Here is a 20,503-nt window from a genome sequence, read left to right on the forward strand (position 1 = left end):
TTCGTGGCGTCGTGGCGCAACTTCTCCATCGGCTGGAAGGAGCGCGCCGCGGGTCACGGTGCCGGTGCGGGCTCGGCGGGCTTGGCTCGCACCGGGATGCGCAGGCTGCCGCCGCCCTGGGCCAGGAGCAGGCTCACCGCCTTCTCGAAGAAGCCCTTCAAGAAGCCCACCTCGTGCGGAGCGTCGCTGAGGATGCCGCGTGACTCGATGCAGCTGATGGTGGCGGCGACCTCCAGCGCCTTCTGCTCGCCTTCCCGCGCCAGGATGGAGAGCGCGCTGTCCTTCATCGCGCGCACGAGATCGGCGCGCCGTTCGGGGAGAAGTAGCGATCGGTGGTGGCGACGATCTCGGCCTCCAGCGCGAGGCGCAGCTGCTCCGGGGCGGGCTCCTCGCCCGCCGGGACCGTCTCGCCGACCTTGACCAGCATCTCTTCCACCGCGCCCCGCGTCGGGAACCAACCGCGGAACTCCGGCAGCGAGTGCAGCGCCGCCGAGGCCAGGCCGACCTCCTTGGCGTCGTCCGGCGCGAGCTCTAAGCCCTCGTCGTCGAAGGGATGGCTCGGGGCGCTCGAAGGCGCGGGCTCGAGCAGGGCGCGGGCGCTGGTGAACCCCAGCGGCTCCGGCACGCCGCGTTCGCCGTGGAGCTTGCGCGCCTGCGCAATGCGATGACGGACCCACTCGACCGGGACCTTCACCGGCCGGTAGGAGGCGCCCGGCAGCGCCTTGCTCATGTTTCCCTTGAGCTGCGAGAGCGACAGCTCGGCGACGTCCACGCGGTGTACTCCGAGGGCGTCGTGCAGCACCACGAAGGCGCTCTTGTAGCGGCTGGCGCCCGAATGAGAGGCCACGACGAGCAGCGTGTTTCCCGCGGTGTCCGGCGGCATGAGCCAGGCTTCCGTGACCTCCTCCTGGGCTTGCCGGCCGAGCGTGGCGGTGCGCTGCCGTTCCGGGATGGCGACGCCACGGCTCTTCAACACGCCGATGGCGCGGCGCGCCGCCTTGCGTTCGGCGCCTTGGGCGTGCTCGGCGGCCTCGGCGACGGCGGCCGCGTTCCCGCGCTTCACCCAGGCGTCGATCAGCTGAGGCGCGCGCTTGCCTGCGCTGGCGAGCGCGGCCAGCGCGCCGTCGGCGGTGGCGTCGAGTTGTGCAGCGTCGAAGTCGGACTTGGTCGTGTCTTGGGCCATGGGTCATCCCTTGTTCGGCAAACGTGCGATGCCGTCGATCTCGACGCGCGCGCCCTTGGGCAGCGCGGCCACCTGCACGGTGGCCCGAGCGGGGATCTTGGGCGAAGCGTTCCGCGTACACGCGATTGACCGCAGCGAAATCGCCGAGGTCGGTCAGGTAGATCGTCGTCTTGACCAGATCCTGGAAGCCGGCGCCGGCAGCTCCGAGAACGGAGCCCAGGTTGTCCAGCACGCGCCGCGTCTCCAGCTCGATGTCGCCAACGACGAGCTCACCGGTGCTCGGATCGATGGGGATCTGGCCGCTCAAGAACACCAGGTCACCGGCCGACACGGCCTGCGAATAAGGTCCGATGGCGGCGGGGGCGCTCGGGCTCGAGATCACCTTGCGGGTCATGAGGCGGCGCATATTGGCGCCGGAGGCGCCGCAGATCAACCGCGCGGCTGCGCCGGCTCGCAAGCAGTCAATCGAGACACCTTCAGCCCCCCATGGAACGGCGCCCGTCGATGGCGCGTCCCAAGGTGATCTGGTCGGCAAACTCGAGATCTCCGCCGTGGGGGACGCCGCTGGCGATGCGCGAGATGCTGACGCCCGCCCGAGCGAGCTCGCGCGCGAGCAGGAGCGCCGTGGCCTCTCCGTCCACGCTGGGGGCGTCGCGACGATGACCTCGCGCACACCCTCGCTGGCGATGCGCTCGAAGAGCGCCTGCATCGGCAGCTCCTCCGGCCCGATGCCGTCGAGGGGCGAGAGCAGGCGACCGAGCACGAAATAGCGACCGCGCATAGCGCCGCTCTTCTCGATGGCCAGCAGATCCTGCACCCGCGCCACGACGCACAGGAGCGAGCGGTCGCGACGGCTGTCCAGGCACACGTGGCAAACGCGGTGCCCTTCGGGATCCACCTCCGCCAGGTTGCCGCAGCGCTCGCAGGGACCAACGCTGTCGGCCGCCCGGAGCAGCTCCTCACCCAGCTCGCGACTGAGCTCGGCGCTCTCGGTGGCCAGGAACAGGCAATAGCGTTGAGCCGTCTTCTCGCCGACGCCCGGCAGGCGCGCGAAGAGTTGCATCAGACGGGACAGACGCTCGGGAAGCACGGCGGGAGTGTTCTCTCTCTCGGATTCGAGCGCAAGCCGACGTCAGTCGGACGCGAGCTTGAGATCCTTCCAGTCGCGCGCCCAGGACCTCCATGGCGTCGACCACTCGAGGGTGGCGTTTGGCCTCCGCGATGGCGTGCTGGACCTTGGCGCGGCGCTCCCGCACCTGCTGCTGGGCCAACGTGTCGAAGCCCCGGGAGCGCTCCGAGTCGAGCTCGACCACGACGTGCACGCGCGCGCCGAAGTGCTCGCTGGCAGCTCGGGTGAGGGCGGCCACCGCTTCCTTTCCCGCCGCCTGCGCCGCCACCACGCTGCCCGGCTCGAATCCGACCACCAGCTCGGTCGGCGTCACCGTGAGCGGAGCGGCGTGCTCGAAGAACGCGGCGAGCTCCGGGCGCTCCGCAGCCAGCCGCTCCAAGATGCCGACGAACGCCACCACCGCGAAGTCGGAGGGCGCTCCTCCGGCTCGGGCTCGGCGCGCGTCGCGGGAGCAACCGGCGGAACCGCCGCCAGCGCGGGACGTGCGAGTGGGGGTTCCTCGCGGCCGTCCTTCGGCCTGCTCGGGCGCTCCGCCGGGCGCGGATCCGGGGCCGCGGGCGCGCCTCGGGGCGGCGCGGGGCGTCGGGCAGAGGAGGGCTCTCGCGGCCGACGTCGCGACGCGGCGCGCTGCCGAGCCGCCGCTCCAGCTCCCGGAGCCTGCCGAGCAGATCGTCGATGGGCAGGAGCGGCGGACGGCGGGCCAGGCGTACCAGCAGCATCTCGAGCGCGGCGCGGGGCTGTCCGCTCCTGACCACGTCGTCGAAGCCCTGGGAGAAACCCTGGTGCAGGCGCACCAGATCGTCCGCGTTCTCGTGCTTCGCGAGCTCCATCACGTCGCGCCGCTCTTCGTCGGCGAGATCGAGCAGCTCACCGGGCTCCGGGCAGACCTTCGCGACGACGACGTCTCGGAGCAGAGCGAGCAGATCCCTGGCGACGTGCGGGATGTCCTGGCCCTCTCGGGAGAGCTCCGCGACCACGCCGAGCGCGCGGGCTGCGTCGCCGCGCACCAACGCGCCGGTGATGTCGTGGAGGACCTGGTGGCTGGCGACGCCCAACACGCGGGCCACGTCCGGCCCGGTCAGCCTGGGACCGCCCCAGGCGATGACCTGATCGAGCAGGCTCATCGCGTCCCGCATGCTGCCGGCTGCTTCGCGAGAAATCAGCGCGAGGGCGGCATCGTCGGCGTCGACGCCCTCCTTCGCCGTCACTTTCCGCAGGCTGTCCGCGATCAAGCGCGTCGGAATCAGCTTGAAGTCGAAGCGCTGCACGCGGCTCAGGATCGTGATCGGAACCTTGTGCACCTCCGTGGTCGCGAAGATGAATTTCACGTGAGGCGGCGGCTCCTCCAGCGTCTTCAGGAAGGCGTTCCACGCGCTCTGCGAGAGCATGTGGACCTCGTCCACGATGAAGATCTTGAAGCGGTCGCGGGCGGGTCGGTACGGGATCATCTCTTGGAGGCGCCGCACCTCGTCCACGCCGTTGTAGCTGGCGCCGTCGATCTCCTGGACGTCACGTCGCTGCCGGCGGCGATCTCCAGGCAGGGCGCGCACTTCAAACAGGGGAAGCGGTGGGGCCGGGATCGGTGCCGGCGGGGACGCTGCCCGGTGCGCGCACGCAGTTGAGCGCCTTGGCCAGGATTCGGGCGCTGGTGGTCTTGCCGACGCCCCGCACCCCGGTGAACAAGAATGCGTGCGCCACCCGTCCCGCGTCGATGGCGTTGGCGAGGGTGCGCGCCACGTGCTCCTGCCCGACCAAGTCGTCGAAGCTCATCGGTCGCCATTTGCGGGCCAGGACCACGTAGCTCATGGGACATCGGGGCTACCAGAGCTGGCGGCGCGCCGGTAGTCCCGGTCGCGTCCGCCAAGGCGGCGCGGAAATGCGCTACCTTGCGCTGGTGAATCGAGCTCGTACCGCGAGCACTCTGGCCACCTCGGTGGCGCTGGCCTGCGCCGCGGCGTCCCCGCCACCGGCGACGCCGCCGGGCCCGGCGACGGCCCGCCCGGCGCCGCGCCCCAGCGCTTTGCCTCCTCCAGCACCGAGCGCGACGGCGCCGACCCCAGCGCCGTCGCCGGCTCGCCTCGAGCCGAGCGCGAGCACGACGAACGCCGACGCTCACGTCGAGATCCTGTTTCCCTTCGCCGAGCAACGCATCCTGATCCCGAAGGCCTCAGGCTACACCGTGCGGACCAAGGTCGCCGGGTGGCCGCAGGCGGCGGAGGGACGAGGCGTGCTCATCGCGCTCGATCACCACCGACCGAGGCGAGTGCTCGACAAGGCGGAGGTCAAGCTGGGCGGGTTGGTCGACGACGCGGTGGGACTGTCGGCGGGACCGCACTGGCTCTCGCTGGCGGCCGTGGACGAGCGCTCGGCCCTGGTCCGGGGACCGGCGGCTCGCGGGCGCCGTTCGCGCTGGTGCGCTTCTGGGTGGGCGAGCGGGACCGTTCGCGCGCCCCGGCGCCCGAGCTCGCGTTGTTCTCGCCGGCAGGCACCTACAACGGCGAAGACGCGGCGCGTTCCGTCACCATCGATTTCCTGGCCGCGCCCGAGCGCCTCTCGGCCGCGGCGGCGCGAAGGTCAGGGTCGTGGGCCCGAACCTCGAGCTCGAGCGCCGCCTGGAGCGCTGGCAACCCCTCACGCTCCACGACGCGCCGAACGGTGACATCGACGTCGAGGTCAGCCTGCTCGACGAAGCCGGGACGCCCGACGCGACGAGCCGTGTAGCCCGGACAGTGAGCGTGAACCGCGAGCTCGCGGACAAGCCCGTGAAATGACGGAGTCGTTGCTCGCTGGGGTGCTGGTCGCGTGGGGCGTCGCGCAGGTCGCGGTCGGCGTGTTCTTCTGCCTGGTGTTCGCCTGGGGCCGGCGCGAGCGCGACTACCTCCTGTTCGGCCTCCTCTGCTTCGCGCTGGCGCTCACCACAGGCGGCATGGCGTGGATGAGCATGGCGACGTCGCCGGAGGTCTGGCTCCGGGCCTCGCAGGTCGTCCTGGTCGGAGCCATCGCGGCGCCGGCGTTGAACCTCCACTACGCGCTGCGCTACGCCGCCCCGGAGCGGGCTCGGAGCGCCGCGCTGGCCGCCTACGCTGCGGCGTCGTTCTTCGAGCTCGCGAACCTGTTCGGGCTGTGGTGGCGGCCCGGCACCGCGGTGATCCGCCCGCACTCGATGTTCGGAGGCGTCGTGCTCCAAGGCGGCGCGGATCCGACGGCGCTCGCGGTCGTCTATTTCGCCGTCACCGGACTCCAGCTGGTCGGCACTCAGCTCTTGTTCCTGCGGGCCTACCGCCGCGGCGATCGCGAGGCGCTGATCGCCTTCATCGGCGGGCTCTTCGTCTTCGCCGCCGGGATCAACGACATCCTGATGGCCACCGGCGTGCTCACCGGCACGCTGTACGCGCTGCCCCACGCCTTCATGCTCTACGCGTTCGCGGTGGCCAGCACGCTGGTGCTCCGCTACCGACTGACGGCAGGCGAGCTGCTCGCGACCAAGTCCCACCTGCAGCAGGCGACGGAGGAGCTGCGCGTCTCTCACGCCGAGCTGCGCGAGGTCCAGAGCACCTTGGAGACGAAGGAGCAGCTCGCCGCGGTGGGCGAGCTGGCCGCGTCCATAGCCCACGAGGTGCGGAACCCCCTGGCCATCATCAGCAACGCCGTCGCGGGCCTCAGGCGCGCGCAGGCGGGCGAGGCCGACCAACGCATGCTCCTCGACATCGTCGAGGAGGAGGCCGGCCGGCTCAATCGCCTGGTGACGGATCTGTTGCGCTTCGCCGGACCGGCCAGCTTGCGTCCGGCACCGGTGGACCTTGGAGAGCTGGCGCAGTCGGTGGTCGGGAACGCGGAGGCGGTGCCGCCGCAGGAGCTGCGCGTCGAGGCCGCGCCGGTGCAGATCGACGCGGACGAGTCGCTGCTCCGAGTCGCGCTCGGCAACCTGCTCGACAACGCTCGCCAGGCCAGCGCCGAAGGCGGAACCATCGTCGTGGCGGTGGACGAGTGCGAGCTGGAGGGGACGCGCTACGCTCGCATCGAGGTGCGTGACCACGGCAGCGGCATGGATGAGGGCGTGATGGCTCGCGCCGGCGAGCCATTCTACACCACGCGTCCGAGCGGAACGGGGCTCGGCTTGCCCATCGTGCAACGCATCGTGCGTGCGCACGGCGGCAGGCTCGAGCTCGAGAGCAAGCTGGCTCGAGGCACCACGGCGCGCATGCTCTTGCCAGCGGAGCACGCGGGTGGCGCCTCGCCGGAGCGCATGGGGAGCAGCGCGCGTGAGTGACCGAGCGCGCATCGTGGGCGCGGACAAGCGCCGGGTCTGGCACCCCTACACCCCGATGCAGGACTACGTGGAGCGAACGGAGCCGCTGTGCATCAGCGAGGCTCGAGGCGCGCGGCTCTACGACGCGGACGGCCGGAGCTACCTCGACGGGAACTCTTCCTGGTGGACTGCCGCGCTCGGACACGGACACCCGCGCTTGGTCCGAGCCCTGTGCCGGCAGGCCGAGGCGATGAGCCACGTACCGCTCGCGGGGATCGCCCACGAGCCCGCCGCTCTGCTGGCCGAAGAGCTCGTCGCGGTCGCGCCGGAGGGCCTCGAGCGGGTCTTCTTCAGCGACGACGGCTCGACGGCCGTGGAGGTCGCGCTCAAGCTCTCGCTGCAGTACTGGCAGCAGAACGGCCGCCCGAGCCGGACGCGCTTCGTCGCTCTGGGCGGCGCGTTTCACGGCGAGACTCTGGGTGCCAGCGCGCTCGGTGGCGTCGAGGTCTTCCGCCGCCCGTTCGCCAGCGTCCTGCTCGACTGCATCCACGTTCCAGTCGATGCCTCCGGGCACGAGCGCGCGTTCCGCTCGCTGGCACGCGTCCTCGACGAGTCGCGCGACACGCTGGCCGCAGTCGTGCTCGAGCCCGTCGTGCAAGGCGCAGCAGGGATGCGCATGTACCCGCCGGAGCTCTTGACGAAGGCGGCGGAGCTGGCGCGCGAGGCCGACGTGTTCCTGGTCCTGGACGAGGTGTTCACGGGCTACGGTCGCACCGGTCCGATGTGGGCGCTCCAGCACGCCGGCGTGCGCCCGGACATGTTGTGCACGGCGAAGGCCTTCAGCGGCGGCATGCTGCCGATGGCCGCGACGCTGGTGAGCGAGCGTGTGTTCGAGGGCTTCCTGGGCGACGCTTCCCGGGCGTTCTACTACGGGCACACCTACTGCGGGAATCCGCTGGGAGCGGCCGTCGCGCGCGAGGTCCTCGCGGTCTACCGCGACGAGCGCATCCTGGAGCGCGCCAGGCCCAAAGCGCCGCGCATCGCCGCCGCGTTCGCGCGGCTCGGCGACCTCGCCGGCGTCACGAACGTGCGCTGCCTCGGCATGATCGGCGCGCTCGACCTGGGCGGCGGCGAGGGCTACCTCGCGGGCAGCGGATGGCGGGTCTACGCCGAAGCGCTGCGGCGGGGCGCATACGTCCGCCCGCTCGGCAACGTCGTGTACGTGGCTCCGCCGCTCAACATCGACGACGCGGAGCTCGACGAGCTCTTGGCGATCGTGGACGAGTCGGTGCGCGCGGTGCTCTGATCAGGCGAAGTGCTGGTCCCAGCGTCGGAGCTCGGCGAGGAGCGCCGCGCCGGCTGCGCTGGGCCGAGCGTGCTCCAGCAAGGTGCGCGTGCCCTCGCGGTTGTTCTGGAGGACTTGGCGAAAGCGCCGCTCGGCGGCCGGCGTCAGCGCCTGCGGGTCACGGGCGCTTCGCATGCGCTCGTAGAGCACCGCCACCGGCACGAAAGCGTGCACCGCCAACAGCACTCCGTGGAGCGGTCGCGGATCCGGGCGCACCGGAGAGGTGAACGTCTCTCCCGTGCTCTCGAGCAGGGGCCCGAGCGCCGAGAGCGCGTTGAGCTTGCCGTGAGAGTGCTCGTGGATCAGCGCCTCCGCCAGGGTCAAAGGGTCGGGGTGGAGCGAGAGGTAGAGGCTGCCGACCGCCTCCGCGTAGGAGGCAGACTCGTGACGCTCCCGGGAGAACCCCACCGGGATCAGCTGAGTGGAGGCGAGCGCGAGCTCACGGGCGAGCTCCGGCAAGTGCTCACGGATGATCGAGAGCGCCGCCTCCAGCGAGGAGAGCCAGGTCCCGGTGTCGTGCCCGCCGAGATCGACCCGGCTACCGGCCTTCTCCGGGTGCGCCTCGACTCCGGCGAGTGGGTTGTTGTCCACGGTCGCGAACACCAAGTCGGCGTCGAGCGCGTGGTAGCCGTGGAGGTCGACCAGCGGCGGGTCGAGCTCGGCCTGGTCGAGCCTCAGGCGCACGCCTCCGGTCGACACCTCCGCGCCGTTCGGCCCGCAGCCGAGGAGCGCGCCGCTCGGCAAGGCGATGGCGCGCCGGGCGCCGAGAGCGCACAGGATCGGCGGACACGGCAGCTCGAGCGGCGCCGCCGGCAGCTCGCCGCCGAGCGCGAGCTCGAGGGACACGAGCGCCGCGAGCTCCCCGCAAATGGCAGGGTGCGGGTGCTCGCCCCGCGCGAGTGCGCCGTCCACGAGCCGGACCAGCACCGAGACCGTGGGGAGCCGCAGCGCAGCGAAGAGCGCGCCGGGGCGCCGGGCCGCGAGCAGCTCCTTCGCCCAGCGGGTCACCGGCTCCAGGCCAGGAGCGCGGTCGGAGAGCGCGACGAAGCGCGCCGTCAGGTGGCGCAGGTACTCGCCGTAGAGCCAGCGTGCCGTGTCTCGGCCCCGGCTCGGGGTACGGTCAGGTCGTCGATGGCCCGCATCCGCCCCAGTCTACGCCAGCCGGGATCGACTTGACCGGCGGCGCCGCGAGGGTGACGTTTGTCGCCCCGCATGTCTCAGCGCAAGCGCTACCTGTTCGTGTGCGTCAACCGGAGGCCCGACGGCACGCCCAAGGGCTCGTGCGCGGCCCGCGGCTCGGTCGAGCTGCACGAGCAGCTGAAGGCGCTCCTGAAGGAGAGGGGCCTCGCGGCGCTCGAGGCGCGGGCCTGTAGCGCGAGCTGCCTCGACGCCTGTTGGGCCGGCCCGACCATCGCCGTCGAGCCGGACCACTACTTCTACGGGCGCGTCCAGCCGGCGGACCTACCGGAGATCGTCGATGCGCTCGCCGAGGGCCGGCGGGTCGAGCGCCTGGTGCTCGCCCCCGAGGACTTCGACGAGCCCGGGGCATGATCCGCCGCGAGCCGTTTCGACAGCTCTTGGTCGGGAGCTGGCGACCCGAGGGACGAGCGGGCGGCGGGCTCCCGGCCACTCTGGAGCTCTGGGGCACCCGGCCGCTCTTGCTGCCGGGGCTCGGGCGCTCGATCGCGGTCGAAGGCGTGCTCGACGCCAAGGGGCTGTGCGAGCGGCTGCCGGTGCGCGGCCGCGTGACCTTCGACCGCTGGACGCCGCTCGCGGCGGCGTACGACCTCGAGCTGACGCTCGGCGACGGCACGCCGGGGCGGCTGCACGCCGCGCGTGGTCGCGAGCTCCGCGGCTTTTTCTCGGCGCAGAGCAGCGTGTCGGCCGATCTGGTCGACGCCGGCGGCCGCTGCCTGGCGAAGCTCGATCTCCGATTCGACTACCGCCGCGACCTCATTCGCTACCTCACCTGAGGGGCTGTCCGCGTTCTCTGCTCTGGTGTAGACGGCAGGGCATGCAGCGCCTCGATCCGAAGAAGACCGCCGTCGTCGTCGTGGACGTGCAGGACCGCCTCGCGGCGGCGATGCCCGCCGAGCAGCTCGAGCGCGTCAAGCGCTCGGCCCGCATCCTGGTCGAAGCGGCCCGCCTGCTCGGGGCACGGGTGCTCGCGACGGAGCAGTACCCGAAGGGCCTGGGCGCGACCGTGCCGGAGGTCGCCGAGGCGCTGAAGAGCGCGGACGCGCCGTGCTTCGAGAAGCTCGACTTCAGCGCCTGCGACGCCGCCGGGTTCGGCGAGCGCCTGTCCGGGTCGGGCGTCACCGCGGCCGTGGTGCTGGGCATGGAGACCCACGTCTGCGTCTACCAGACGGTGCGCGACCTCGTGGCGCGCGGGCTCGAGGTCCACGTTCCCATCGACGGTGTGGCGTCGCGCCGCGAGGACCACCGCGAGGTCGGCCTCGCGCTGTGCGAGAAGGCCGGCGCCACACGTACCACCAGCGAGACCGTGGTGTTCGACTGGCTCGCTCGGGCCAGCGGGGACGCCTTCAAGCAGGTCTCCAAGCTGGTCCGCTGACGCCGGGCGCGCTCCGGGTATTGTCCCGAACATGGTGCGACGAACCGGGCTCGCCTTGACCGCCGTGCTCCTCTCGGGTTGTGGGGAGGAGCGCGACGCGGGGCAGGTGGGGCGCATCCGCGAAGCGGTCAAGGCGCCGCTCGCTGCCGCCTACTGCCAGATCAACGTCAACGGCACCAATAAGGACACCGAGACCGACTACCTGCCGCACGTGATCACCTGCGAGAACGGCGGCGCGAACCTCGAAGCGCTGAAGGCGCAGGCCATCGCCGCGCGCTCGGTCGCGTATTACTCGATGGCCACCAGCGGGAAGATCTGCGACGGGCAGGGCTGTCAGGTGTACACCTGCGGCGCCAGCCCAGGGCCAAGGCCTTTCAGGCAGTGAAGGAGACGAGCGGCATCTACCTGTCCTACGACAGCATGCTGACCTACGGCTTCTACGTCGCCGGCGACAAAGATCCGCCGCCGCCATCCTGCAAGGGCGCAGGGACATCGTCCACGGAGCACTGGATCACTTACAACGAGGGCAAGACGGGCGCCGACGTGGAGATGACCGCGCTCGGCTACATTCCGCCGAACCAGCCCGTCTACGGTCAGAACCGTGGCTGCATGGGTCAGTGGAGCGCGCGCTGCCTCGAGAACTCGAACGGCTACGACTACGACGAGATCCTGCGCTTCTTCTACGGAGCCGACATCAAGCTCTTGCAGGCCACGGGTCCGTGCGTAGAGCCGGTGAACCAGCCACCCGCTGGGTATCTGGACGAGGCGACGTGCGCCACGATTCGCGGCTGGGCCTACGACCCAGACGAGCCGGCGAAGGCCCTCGACGTGCAGATCTACGTCGACGCGGCGCCGGGCAGCGCCGGCGCGACTCCGCTCGTCACGCCGGCCAACGTCAATCGCCCCGACCTCTGCGCGGCCATCGGCTCCTGCGAGCACGGCTTCGAGCTCGCGACTCCCGCCGCTCTGCTCGACGGGCAGTCGCACACGATTTGGGCCGTCGCCGCCGACGCCACGGGCGGGCCTGCCAAGGAGCTGTCGGGCAGCCCGATGACGGTGAGCGCCTGCGCCGGCGCGGGCGGGGCAGCCGGCTCAGGAGGTGGGTCCAGCGCCGGGACCGGCGGTGGCAGCGGCGCGGCACCCGGCAGCGGCGGCCAGGGCCAGACCACCAAAGTGACCCGAGACGACGCGGGAGCTGTTCCTGTCGTCAGCCCGGAAGTTCCGGGAAAGACGTGAAATTCTCCGCAGTGGCGCTGGCCCTCCTGAGCCTCGCGGCAGTGCGCCGCCGACAGGAACGCGACAAATTGACCAGACGTTGACAATCAGTCCTTGCTAAGACAATCTGGCGACATGAATGACATGTCGACAGAAGTTCGGGACTCGAGCCCGAGCCCGAGCGAGCCGGGCCGGCAGCCGAGAGCGACATCACCGTGCTGGTGGTGGACGACGAGCCCGCCAACGTCGCCTCGCTCGAGAAGATCTTCGGCCGCGAGGGCATGCGCGTGCTCAGCGCCGACGGGGCCAAGAGCGCCCTCGAGCTCGCGCGCAAGCATCGGGTTCAGGTCGTGCTCACGGACCTGATGATGCCGGGTGTGAACGGCGTCGAGCTGCTGCGGGCGCTCAAGGAGATCTCGCCGGACACCGAGGTCGTGCTGATGACCGCTTACGGCACGGTCGAGACCGCCGTTCAGGCGATGCGCGAGGAGCCTACGACTTCGTCGAGAAGCCGCTGAAGCGCATGAACATCGTCAAGAGCATCCGCAAGGCGGCGGAGCGTCACTCGTTGGTCGCGGAGAACCGCTCCTTGCGCGAGGAGCTGAAGCTGCTCACCACGCGCGAGATCGTCGGACAGAGCGCGGCGCTCAGGCGCGTGCTCGACGTGGCAACGCAGGCCGCGCCCTCGTCAGCGACGGTGCTGGTGCTGGGCGAGAGCGGCACCGGCAAGGAGCTGATCGCGCGTTACATCCACAGCAAGAGCGCGCGCGCATCCGGGCCTTTCGTCGCGGTCAACTGTGCGGCGATTCCCGAGTCGATCTTGGAGGCAGAGCTGTTCGGCCACGAGCGCGGTGCGTTCACCGGCGCGGTGAGCAAGCGTGACGGGCGCTTCGCCCGCGCGCGGGCGGCACGCTGTTCCTGGACGAGATCGGCGAGCTGACCCCGGCGGTGCAGGTCAAGCTCCTGCGCGTGCTGCAGGAGGGCGAGTACGAGCCCGTCGGCGGCAACCCCGTGAAGGCGGACGTCCGCATCGTCGCGGCCACGAATCGGGACCTCGCCGCCGAGGTGGAGGCGGGTCGCTTCCGCGAGGATCTGTACTACCGCCTGAACGTGATCGCGGTGACGGCTCCGCCGCTGCGCAATCGCGGTGAGGACGTCCCGCTCCTGGTCGACCACTTCCTGGGCGTGTACTGCAAGAAGAACGGCAGGCCGCGCCTGATCGTGCCAGCTGACGTGATGCGCAAGCTCACCGACTACTCCTGGCCCGGCAACGTGCGCGAGCTCGAGAACGTGATCGAGCGGGCCGCGGTGCTGTGTCGCACCGACACGCTGCGCCTCGAGGACCTCCCGGACGCGGTCGCCAAGGCCAGCGCGCCGGCGCCGTCGGCCCTGACCTTCGCGATCGGCACCCCTCGAGGAGGTCGAGCACCGGCTGATCCGCGAGACCTTGGCCTACACCTCCGGGGACAAGTCGCTGGCGGCGCAGCTCCTCGGCATCAGCACACGGACCATCTACCGGAAGCTCGGCGAGGACGCGTAGCTCTGGTGTGGAGAGTTGCGCACCCCGAAACCCATGTCCGCCCTGCAAGTGCGGCAAGCGCTCGTCGGCTGAGGCCTGCGCCTCTGCCTCTGGGACAAAGACTCCTTCTTCTTCTTTCGTGGCGTTCGTGGCGTCGTGGCGCTCGTGGCGCATTTCCTGCCCCAACTCGCCGCCGCTGCGCGGCGTCGGTCTTCCCCAAATTCGCGCTTCGCGCGAATGGGGAAGACGGGTCGTCCCGAGCTCGGTGCGTCTTCGCTCGTCGCTACGTGCGGTGTTCCGTAGCTGGCACGTCGTCGCACGCTGCTGCGAGCGGCCTGGTGTCCTCGGCCCGGCGCGGTGGTCGGGCTCCGCTCAACCGGCGCACGCTCTGCGCCACGCCGCTCGATCACTCGAAGCAACGGGCCGAATGTGTCGACGAATACGAAGCTGAGAGCGCCACAGGCGGCGTGTCACAGATCGTGCGCCCTGGGTCGCGAAGCCCGCCCACCACGCCGGGCCTCGGAGTCTTCCTGCCCCAACTCCTGGAGGGGGAGATGTCAAGAATGGTTCTTCGCGTGGCCAGGGCCCACGACGCAGTTCGCGCGTCGGGCGGTTGGCTAGCAGTCACGGAGTAGCGCTCGGGGCTGGCGCCTTTCCAGGTACGCGAGTCTGGCGGCGCTGATCGAGACGGCGTGTCGCGGTGCGGAGACGATGAGCTGCTGATGGCGTGCTGAGAGTAGATGTCCGTGCCTGTCCGATTAGGGCGGCACGATCCTCCTGGAAGGGCCTCTTGGGTCCATGGCTTCAGTAGATGCTCCGAGGACGCACAACCTCGCATGGGGACCTCCGCTGCGCGTACAGGGGCCAGTTGGGGCATGGGTGCTTGTCCTCGAAGTTTTGGGAGCCGCCGGCGAGCATTCGCTCCATCTGCACCGAGAGCGCGAGTGGCGAGCAGCTACTTCGCGTCTGTCGTGCAGTGCTTGGCCGGGTCGTACTCCTCCCTTTTCTTCCAGATCGCCAGGGTGGCCGAAGCGATGCGACGTGCAATCGTCAGGCGGGCGAGCGGTGGCTTGAGTTCTGCAGCAGCCGGTCGTAGTCGCGGCGCAGCGGGTGATCGGTCTGGGCGATGACGCTGAGCGCCGCGCCTTTGAATATGGCCTTCAGCAGGGGATTGCGGTTGCGGTTGAGGCCGCGGGTGTGGGCGACCTGACGGCGCACCCAGCGCTGGCTCCGCTCGTCGCGCTCGTAGTCCGACGAGCTGCGCGTGACGATGCCGAGGCCGCAGTACCCGAAGAAGTCGCGCTTCGTGGAAAAGCGGAACGGCGTGACGACGATCGCGACGATGTACGCTGCGCGCACCGGGCCGATACCTGGCAGCGTCGTCAGCCGGCGCACCTCCGCATGCTCCCGTGCTTGCTCGAGCAGCCATGTCTCCGCCTGTTCGCGGACTTCGCACAGACCGTCGAGCTCGGTCGATAGCAGCTGAGCCATGCGCGCTCGGGCCGGCGGCAGCTTCGGCAGCCACTGATCCCGGGTATCCGGGTCGTAGATCTCGTCTCCCATGCCGTGGATGCCCCGAGAGCGATACAGCGCATTGAGCCTGAGCTTCGTGCGGACCACGTCGGCAGTAGTGACCCGATGAGCTCGCACCGCCTCGCGCAGCTGCGTGAAGCGGCCGCGCGCCTTGAAAACGACGTTCTCGAGGTCGCCCTTGCGGAGCTTCGAGGCGAGATTCCAGGCATCGATGGAGTCGTTCTTCGCTCCGGCATGCTTGTCGGGCTGGACCACCACGAGTTCCGCCACGTGCGGCTCCAGGACCTCGCAGAGCCATTCGCTGAGGGTGCCCTCCTCCATGCACAGGCGACGCTGTCCGGGAATGGTGCGAACGAAGTCGATCAGCACTTTCGCGTTCGTCTCGAGCGTTTGCTCGCGTAACTGACGGCCTGCCGAGCCCATCACCGCGAACGTGCAAGTTTGCGAATGCGCGTCGAGTCCTATATAGCGATCCATCGGTGTCCTCCTTGGTGGCTGTTTCGGTTTGCACTTGAGGCAGTACCACCACCGGAGGACGCCGGTCGCAGAGCACGCGTTCCAGGCGATGGGCGCTCAGCCACACAGTCAGCGCGAGCACTCTGAGAACAGCTGAACCGAGCGTTCCAACCGCCACCCCCGTCTTATGCCTCGCCGCCGCTTCGCGGCGTCGGTCTTCCCCTTATTCGGGCTTCGCCCGAATGGGGAAGACGGGTCGTTCCGAGATTGGCGCGGCGTCGCTGAGGGTCACGAGCGGCTCGTGGTTCCTCGGCCCGGCATGGCGGTCGGGCTCCGCTCAATCGGCGCACGCTCTGCGCCACGCCGCGCGGTGAGCTGACGCGTGATGGTGAGTGGCCCGCGTCAGCGCGCTCGAGCGCGACTGGGGCGGCGTGTCACAGATCGTGCGCCCTGGGTCGCGAAGCCCGCCCACCACGCCGGGCCTCGGAGTCTTCCTGCCCCAACTCGCCGCCGCTTCGCGGCGTCGGTCTTCCCCTTATTCGGGCTTCGCCCGAATGGGGAAGACGGGTCGTTCCGAGATTGGCGCGGCGTCGCTGAGGGTCACGAGCGGCTCGTGGTTCCTCGGCCCGGCATGGCGGTCGGGCTCCGCTCAATCGGCGCACGCTCTGCGCCACGCCGCGCGGTGAGCTGACGCGTGATGGTGAGTGGCCCGCGTCAGCGCGCTCGAGCGCGACTGGGGCGGCGTGTCACAGATCGTGCGCCCTGGGTCGCGAAGCCCGCCCACCACGCCGGGCCTCGGAGTCTTCCTGCCCCAACTCGCCGCTGCTTCGCGGCGTCGGTCTTCCCCTTATTCGGGCTTCGCCCGAATGGGGAAGACGGGTCGTTCCGAGATTGGCGCGGCGTCGCTGAGGGTCACGAGCGGCTCGTGGTTCCTCGGCCCGGCATGGCGGTCGGGCTCCGCTCAACCGGCGCACGCTCTGCGCCACGCCGCTCGATCACTCGAAGCAACGGGCCGAATGTGTCGACGAATACGAAGCTGAGAGCGCCACAGGCGGCGTGTCACAGATCGTGCGCCCTGGGTCGCGAAGCCCGCCCACCACGCCGGGCCTCGGAGGAACCCATGTCCGCTCGCCCCATCACTCAGCTTCGTCGCCAGCAAGTCCTCTCGCAGCGTGCCGCCGAGATGCGTGCGGCGCCCACCCGGTCGGACGCCGCCCTCTGGCAGGCGCTGCGGGCCAAGAAGCTCGGCGTCGAGGTCCGCCGTCAGGTGGTGCTCGGGAACTACATCGCGGACTTCGTCGTGCCCTCGGCGAGGCTCGTCATCGAGGTGGACGGGGGCTACCACTGCAGGCGAGTCGCCGCCGACGCGCGGCGGGAACGGGCGCTCCGGCGCCTCGGCTACCGCGTGCTCCGGCTCGACGCACAGCTCGTGCTGGGCGCCCTGCCGGAAGCGCTCCTGCAAGTGCGGCAAGCGCTCGGCGGCTGAGGCCTGCGCCTCTGCCTCTGGGACAAAGACTCCTTCTTCTTCTTTCGTGGCGTTCGTGGCGTCGTGGCGCTCGTGGCGCATTCTTCCGACGCGGGGCTGCCCGCGGCGCCGATTGACAACTTGTCACACTGAGCACCCGTGAAGCCGTTTTGCTGCCACTCTGGCGAGAAGAAGCCCTCCAACCCCTTGCGTAAGACCAGGAAATTCCGAGCTTTCTTTATCCATTGACCCTGGCACGCCTCTGGCTTTAAGCGGTCCCAGCATCCGTGGCCTTCGACGCCCTCCTCAAGAAGTACTTCTCCGTGGTCGTGCTGACCTTGGTGGCCGCCATGGCGTACTTCCAGGCGTCCGGGGCGATGAAGCTTTTCGGCGCCTCGCTCGCGGCCGACGAAAAGACGCTGACGCAGGCTCCGATGCCGCCGCCGAATGCGCGCCCCGCGCACCAGGACGTAGCTACCCGCAGCGGCGAGGCCATCCTCGCGCGCAACCCCTTCGACCACGAGACCGGTCCTCTCAATGCGACGGAGCTCGACATGAGCGCGCTCCCGACTCCCAGCGCCGATCTCAGCAATCCGCTCTCGGCCGGGCAGTGCGACGGGATCCGCGTCAGCATCATCACGGAGTCTTCTGACCCCACCTGGTCCATCGCCGCGCTCCAAGGTCCCGGCGAGCCGCGGCCGACCATTCGGCGGGTCGGCGACAAAGTCGGAGCGCACGACGTCACGTACATCGGCTACAACCCCCGGGAGAACAGCCCGTCCGTCTGGCTCACGAGCGCCGGCTCCCTCTGCCAGCTGGTGCTCTTCTCGGCGCAGCCGGCGCCCAAGCCTGCCGCGGCGGCAGCGCCCCCCCCCGGCGCCGCCCCGCCTGCTGCCAAGGGCGGCGCGGGCGCCGTGCCTCAGGACATCGCGTCGAAGATCCAGAAGGTCAGCGAGACGGAGTTCAACGTGGACCGCTCGGTAGTCGACAAGATCCTGGAGAACCAGGCCGAGCTGATGCGCTCGGCCCGCATCGTTCCGGAGCAGCAGAACGGCAAGGTCGTCGGCATCCGCATGTTCGGCATCCGTCCCGATACGCTGCTCGGCACCCTGGGCTTCCAGACGGGCGACCGTCTCGAATCCATCAACGGCTTCAACATGGCGAGCCCCGAGAAAGCCCTCGAGGCCTACGCGCGGCTACGGACCGCGAGCAACCTCAACGTGAAGATCAACCGCCGCGGCAAGCCCCTGAGCATCGACTTCCGGATCAAGTGAGATGAAGCGCAAGTTGCAATCGGTCGCGGGGGTGCTCGCGCTCTCGGCGATCTTCACCGTGCTGCCCGCCTTCGCGCAGCAGGCGCCGCCCATTCGCAGGCCGGTCCCGGCGCCTGCAGCCATCCCCAAGCAGCAGCCCGCCCCGGCGCCCGCCGCGCCGGCGGCTCCGGGCCGTCCCGGGGCGGCCCCGGCGGCGCCAGACAAGGAACCTCCCGGCGCCAAGGGCGCGCTGCCGGACAGCACCGAGGCCATCGCCAAAGCCGCCGACGTGCCGTATCGCCCGAAGCCCGGCGGGCACCTGGTCAAGTTCAACCTGCAGGACGCCGACCTCGCGGAGCTGGTCAACCACATCAGCGGCATGACGGGGCGGCGCTTCATCTACGGGCCGAAGGTGCGCCAGGTGAAGGCGACGGTGGTCTCGCCCGAGCCGGTCACGCTGGGCGAAGCCTACGAGGCCTTCCTGTCGATCCTCGAGGCGAACGGCATGACCGTGGTGCCGCACGGCCGCTTCTTGAAGATCATCGACAGCGCCGGCTCCGTCGCGGCGCCCACGCCCATCTACGCGCGTGGCGAGCCGGTGCCGGCGTCGGACCGCTACGTGACGCGGCTCTACCGCCTGAAGAACGTCGGAGCGGACGAGGCCATGGCACTGCTCTCGAAGTTCAAGAGCAAGGAAGCCGACATCTCCGTCTACGGGCCGGGACAGCTGCTGATCATGACGGACACCGGCACCAACATCCGGCGCATGATCCGCATCCTCGAAGAGATCGACGTCGGCGGCGCCGGGTCGCGCATGTGGATCGAGCCGGTCCACTACGGCTCCGCCGCCGACATGGCCAAGCGCATCAACGAGCTGTTCGAGCTCGACAAGGGCCAGGGCGCCGGCGGCGCCGGCGGAGGGGGCCTCTCCAAGGTCGTCGCCGACGAGCAGACCAACTCGCTCATCGTGGTCGGGACGGACGACAGCTACCACAAGCTGCTCGAGCTGATGAAGCGCATCGACACGCAGCCTGCCGCCGAAGGCAAGGTGCACGTCATGCCGCTCCAGCACGCGACGGCGGAGGAGCTGGCCAACGTGCTCACCCAGATGCTGCAGGGCGCGCGTCAACCCGGGCAGCAGGGTGGACCCGCCGGCATGTTCGAGGGCGACGTGCGCGTCATCGCCGACAAGGCCACCAACTCGTTGGTCGTGACCTCGTCCGGGCGCGACTACTCCGCGATGCGGCTGGTCGTGGGCAAGCTGGATCGTCCGCGCCGTCAGGTCTTCATCGAGGCCGTGATCATGGACGTGTCGGTGAAGCACTCCAGTAACCTCGGCGTGTCGTTCCACGGCGGCACCACGGCGGATCTCGGCGGCGGCGGCGACACGCTGTTCCTGGGCGGCTTCGAGGCATCGAACTCGCTGACCTTCCCGGCGAACCCGGAGCTGCTCCAGGGCGTGGCCCTCGGCGCCCGCGGTCCGGAGCTGGCCGGCACCTCGAACCTGCTCGGGACCGGGCTGTCGATCCCCGCCTTTGGCGTGGTGCTCCAGGCCCTGGCCTCGAGTGGCGACGCCAACGTGCTCGCCACGCCGCACATCCTGGCCACCGACAACACTGCCGCGGAGATCAGCGTCGGCGAGAACGTGCCGCTGCAGACCAACCTGGGCGGCGGCGGCCTCGGCAGCCTGGCGGGACTGGCCGGCGGTCAAGCGGGGGCCGCGGGAGCCCTCGCGAACCTGCCGCTCCTGGCCGGGGGCATGGGCTTCAACGCGCCCCGTCAGGACGTCGGGATCAAGATCAAGGTCACGCCCCACCTGAACGAGACCAACCAGGTACGGCTGGAGATCGAGCAGGAGATCAGCGAAGCCGGCTCCGCCGTCGGAGCGCTGGGCGTGGTGCCCATCACCAAGCGCACCGCCCGGACCACGGTCGAGGTCGACGACCAGCAGACCATCGTGCTGGGCGGACTGATGCGCGAGGCGGAGCGCAAGAGCCGGAAGAAGATCCCGGTGCTGGGTGACCTGCCCGTGCTCGGATTCTTGTTTCGTCACTCGGAGGTCACCCGGGAGAAGCTGAACTTGCTCCTGGTGCTGACGCCCACGGTCATCCACGGCCAAGAAGATCTGCGCAAGATCTTCGAGCGCAAGATGCAAGAGCGGCAGGAGTTCATCGACCGCTACTTCGTCTTCAGCGGGCAGGACTGGAAGCCGCCGCTCGACTACCAGAAGACCAACGGGCTGGTGGAGGAGATCCGACAGGCCTACGCCGCCGTCGAGGAGCAGCAGCGGCTCGAGAACGAGACCCGACCCCGCAAGCTCGAGCACACTCCCGGCGAGCCCATCGAGCTGCCGCACTCGGTCAAGGCGGGTGGGGCCGGCGGAGCCGCACCGGCCCCACCCGCGCCGACCCCGCCGCGCCCCGTGCGCCCGCGCCAGCCGCGTCCAGCCACGCCCCCGGCCGCCGACCCGGGCGGCAATCCGCCGGCCCCGACGCCGCCCCCCGCGCGAGGCGGCTCCCTCGACTCGCCGATCCGCATCAACCCCATCGCGCGCAGCGTCGGCGTCGAGCGCGTGGAGTGAGCC

The 20,503-nt window shown here is 70.2% G+C and carries 18 protein-coding genes and 3 pseudogenes; 12 read left to right on the forward strand and 9 right to left on the reverse strand.

What is annotated here, in order from left to right; translation table 11 throughout:
* Positions 1 to 53 precede the first annotated feature (53 nt).
* The 7 genes and pseudogenes from HS104_05250 to HS104_05280 form a co-directional block, all read right to left on the reverse strand.
* Positions 54 to 287, reverse strand: a complete 234-nt coding sequence (locus HS104_05250) for a hypothetical protein (protein ID MBE7479378.1) — start codon at positions 285 to 287, stop codon at positions 54 to 56.
* On the reverse strand, positions 284 to 1,183 hold the full coding sequence (locus HS104_05255; protein ID MBE7479379.1) for a hypothetical protein: 900 nt from the start codon (positions 1,181 to 1,183) through the stop codon (positions 284 to 286). Before HS104_05255 ends, HS104_05250 begins: the two co-directional genes overlap by 4 nt.
* A gap of 3 nt (positions 1,184 to 1,186) precedes the next feature.
* A pseudogene (locus HS104_05260) lies at positions 1,187 to 1,577 on the reverse strand (RidA family protein).
* 82 nt (positions 1,578 to 1,659) lie between these two features.
* Positions 1,660 to 2,246 (reverse strand): annotated as a pseudogene (gene recR, locus HS104_05265) (recombination protein RecR).
* On the reverse strand, positions 2,246 to 3,862 hold the full coding sequence (gene dnaX / locus HS104_05270) for a DNA polymerase III subunit gamma/tau (GenBank protein MBE7479380.1): 1,617 nt from the start codon (positions 3,860 to 3,862) through the stop codon (positions 2,246 to 2,248). Before dnaX ends, recR begins: the two are co-directional and overlap by 1 nt.
* Position 3,863: 1 nt before the next feature.
* Positions 3,864 to 4,118 (reverse strand): hypothetical protein, encoded by a 255-nt coding sequence (locus HS104_05275; GenBank protein MBE7479381.1) that lies wholly within the window; start codon positions 4,116 to 4,118, stop codon positions 3,864 to 3,866.
* A 75-nt stretch (positions 4,119 to 4,193) separates the two neighbouring features.
* Positions 4,194 to 4,409, reverse strand: coding sequence for a hypothetical protein (locus HS104_05280; GenBank protein ID MBE7479382.1), 216 nt, complete (start codon positions 4,407 to 4,409; stop codon positions 4,194 to 4,196).
* A 485-nt stretch (positions 4,410 to 4,894) separates the two neighbouring features.
* Here HS104_05280 and HS104_05285 point away from each other — a divergent pair, with 485 nt between their 5' ends.
* From HS104_05285 to bioA, 3 genes are read left to right on the forward strand one after another with little or no spacing between them, the layout of a single operon-like run.
* On the forward strand, positions 4,895 to 5,083 hold the full coding sequence (locus tag HS104_05285; protein ID MBE7479383.1) for a hypothetical protein: 189 nt from the start codon (positions 4,895 to 4,897) through the stop codon (positions 5,081 to 5,083).
* Complete coding sequence (locus tag HS104_05290; GenBank protein MBE7479384.1) at positions 5,080 to 6,582, forward strand: hypothetical protein; 1,503 nt, start codon at positions 5,080 to 5,082, stop codon at positions 6,580 to 6,582. The genes HS104_05285 and HS104_05290 overlap by 4 nt, the downstream gene beginning before the upstream one ends.
* A gap of 55 nt (positions 6,583 to 6,637) precedes the next feature.
* A complete protein-coding gene (gene bioA / locus HS104_05295) occupies positions 6,638 to 7,867 on the forward strand; it encodes an adenosylmethionine--8-amino-7-oxononanoate transaminase (protein ID MBE7479385.1) in 1,230 nt (409 codons plus the stop codon).
* On the opposite strand, the gene HS104_05300 is transcribed toward bioA, so the two are convergent.
* Positions 7,868 to 8,974, reverse strand: a complete 1,107-nt coding sequence (locus HS104_05300) for a hypothetical protein (GenBank protein ID MBE7479386.1) — start codon at positions 8,972 to 8,974, stop codon at positions 7,868 to 7,870.
* Between the two features lie 144 nt (positions 8,975 to 9,118).
* On the opposite strand from HS104_05300, the gene HS104_05305 reads away from it, so the two are divergent.
* The 6 genes and pseudogenes from HS104_05305 to HS104_05330 all read left to right on the forward strand — a co-directional run bounded on the left by HS104_05305 (position 9,119) and on the right by HS104_05330 (position 13,233).
* Complete coding sequence (locus tag HS104_05305) at positions 9,119 to 9,457, forward strand: (2Fe-2S) ferredoxin domain-containing protein (GenBank protein ID MBE7479387.1); 339 nt, start codon at positions 9,119 to 9,121, stop codon at positions 9,455 to 9,457.
* Positions 9,454 to 9,879: a hypothetical protein gene (locus HS104_05310; GenBank protein ID MBE7479388.1), complete on the forward strand. Its 426-nt coding sequence runs from the start codon at positions 9,454 to 9,456 to the stop codon at positions 9,877 to 9,879. The genes HS104_05305 and HS104_05310 overlap by 4 nt, the downstream gene beginning before the upstream one ends.
* A 41-nt stretch (positions 9,880 to 9,920) precedes the next feature.
* On the forward strand, positions 9,921 to 10,478 hold the full coding sequence (locus HS104_05315; protein MBE7479389.1) for an isochorismatase family protein: 558 nt from the start codon (positions 9,921 to 9,923) through the stop codon (positions 10,476 to 10,478).
* A 31-nt stretch (positions 10,479 to 10,509) separates the two neighbouring features.
* Positions 10,510 to 10,863 carry a SpoIID/LytB domain-containing protein gene (locus tag HS104_05320; GenBank protein ID MBE7479390.1) on the forward strand — a complete coding sequence of 118 codons (354 nt, stop codon included), beginning with the start codon at positions 10,510 to 10,512 and terminating at the stop codon, positions 10,861 to 10,863.
* Positions 10,860 to 11,714 (forward strand): hypothetical protein, encoded by an 855-nt coding sequence (locus tag HS104_05325; protein ID MBE7479391.1) that lies wholly within the window; start codon positions 10,860 to 10,862, stop codon positions 11,712 to 11,714. The genes HS104_05320 and HS104_05325 overlap by 4 nt, the downstream gene beginning before the upstream one ends.
* A 260-nt stretch (positions 11,715 to 11,974) precedes the next feature.
* Positions 11,975 to 13,233: pseudogene (locus HS104_05330) on the forward strand (sigma-54-dependent Fis family transcriptional regulator).
* Positions 13,234 to 14,262: 1,029 nt separating this feature from the next.
* On the opposite strand, the gene HS104_05335 reads toward HS104_05330, so the two are convergent.
* Positions 14,263 to 15,222 carry a transposase gene (locus HS104_05335; GenBank protein MBE7479392.1) on the reverse strand — a complete coding sequence of 320 codons (960 nt, stop codon included), beginning with the start codon at positions 15,220 to 15,222 and terminating at the stop codon, positions 14,263 to 14,265.
* A gap of 1,099 nt (positions 15,223 to 16,321) precedes the next feature.
* On the opposite strand from HS104_05335, the gene HS104_05340 reads away from it, so the two are divergent.
* The 3 genes from HS104_05340 to gspD all read left to right on the forward strand — a co-directional run bounded on the left by HS104_05340 (position 16,322) and on the right by gspD (position 20,500).
* Positions 16,322 to 16,687 (forward strand): DUF559 domain-containing protein, encoded by a 366-nt coding sequence (locus HS104_05340; GenBank protein ID MBE7479393.1) that lies wholly within the window; start codon positions 16,322 to 16,324, stop codon positions 16,685 to 16,687.
* Between the two features lie 266 nt (positions 16,688 to 16,953).
* On the forward strand, positions 16,954 to 17,940 hold the full coding sequence (locus tag HS104_05345; GenBank protein MBE7479394.1) for a general secretion pathway protein GspC: 987 nt from the start codon (positions 16,954 to 16,956) through the stop codon (positions 17,938 to 17,940).
* A gap of 1 nt (position 17,941) precedes the next feature.
* Entirely contained in the window at positions 17,942 to 20,500 is a 2,559-nt protein-coding gene (gene gspD / locus HS104_05350; GenBank protein ID MBE7479395.1) for a type II secretion system secretin GspD, read from the forward strand.
* Positions 20,501 to 20,503 lie beyond the last annotated feature (3 nt).

It is taken from the genome of Polyangiaceae bacterium (assembly GCA_015075635.1).
Classification (GTDB): domain Bacteria; phylum Myxococcota_A; class Polyangia; order Polyangiales; family Polyangiaceae; genus JADJKB01.

Excerpts from the sequence above, each read along its gene's own strand:
- HS104_05250 (MBE7479378.1), bottom strand. The coding sequence starts at position 287 with ATGAAGGACAGCGCGCTCTCCATCCTGGCGCGGGAAGGCGAGCAGAAG.
- HS104_05255 (MBE7479379.1), bottom strand. The coding sequence starts at position 1,183 with ATGGCCCAAGACACGACCAAGTCCGACTTCGACGCTGCACAACTCGAC.
- HS104_05275 (MBE7479381.1), bottom strand. The coding sequence starts at position 4,118 with ATGAGCTACGTGGTCCTGGCCCGCAAATGGCGACCGATGAGCTTCGAC.
- HS104_05290 (MBE7479384.1), top strand. The coding sequence starts at position 5,080 with ATGACGGAGTCGTTGCTCGCTGGGGTGCTGGTCGCGTGGGGCGTCGCG.
- bioA (MBE7479385.1), top strand. The coding sequence starts at position 6,638 with ATGCAGGACTACGTGGAGCGAACGGAGCCGCTGTGCATCAGCGAGGCT.
- HS104_05305 (MBE7479387.1), top strand. The coding sequence starts at position 9,119 with ATGTCTCAGCGCAAGCGCTACCTGTTCGTGTGCGTCAACCGGAGGCCC.
- HS104_05310 (MBE7479388.1), top strand. The coding sequence starts at position 9,454 with ATGATCCGCCGCGAGCCGTTTCGACAGCTCTTGGTCGGGAGCTGGCGA.
- HS104_05315 (MBE7479389.1), top strand. The coding sequence starts at position 9,921 with ATGCAGCGCCTCGATCCGAAGAAGACCGCCGTCGTCGTCGTGGACGTG.
- HS104_05320 (MBE7479390.1), top strand. The coding sequence starts at position 10,510 with ATGGTGCGACGAACCGGGCTCGCCTTGACCGCCGTGCTCCTCTCGGGT.
- HS104_05335 (MBE7479392.1), bottom strand. The coding sequence starts at position 15,222 with ATGGATCGCTATATAGGACTCGACGCGCATTCGCAAACTTGCACGTTC.
- HS104_05340 (MBE7479393.1), top strand. The coding sequence starts at position 16,322 with ATGTCCGCTCGCCCCATCACTCAGCTTCGTCGCCAGCAAGTCCTCTCG.
- gspD (MBE7479395.1), top strand. The coding sequence starts at position 17,942 with ATGAAGCGCAAGTTGCAATCGGTCGCGGGGGTGCTCGCGCTCTCGGCG.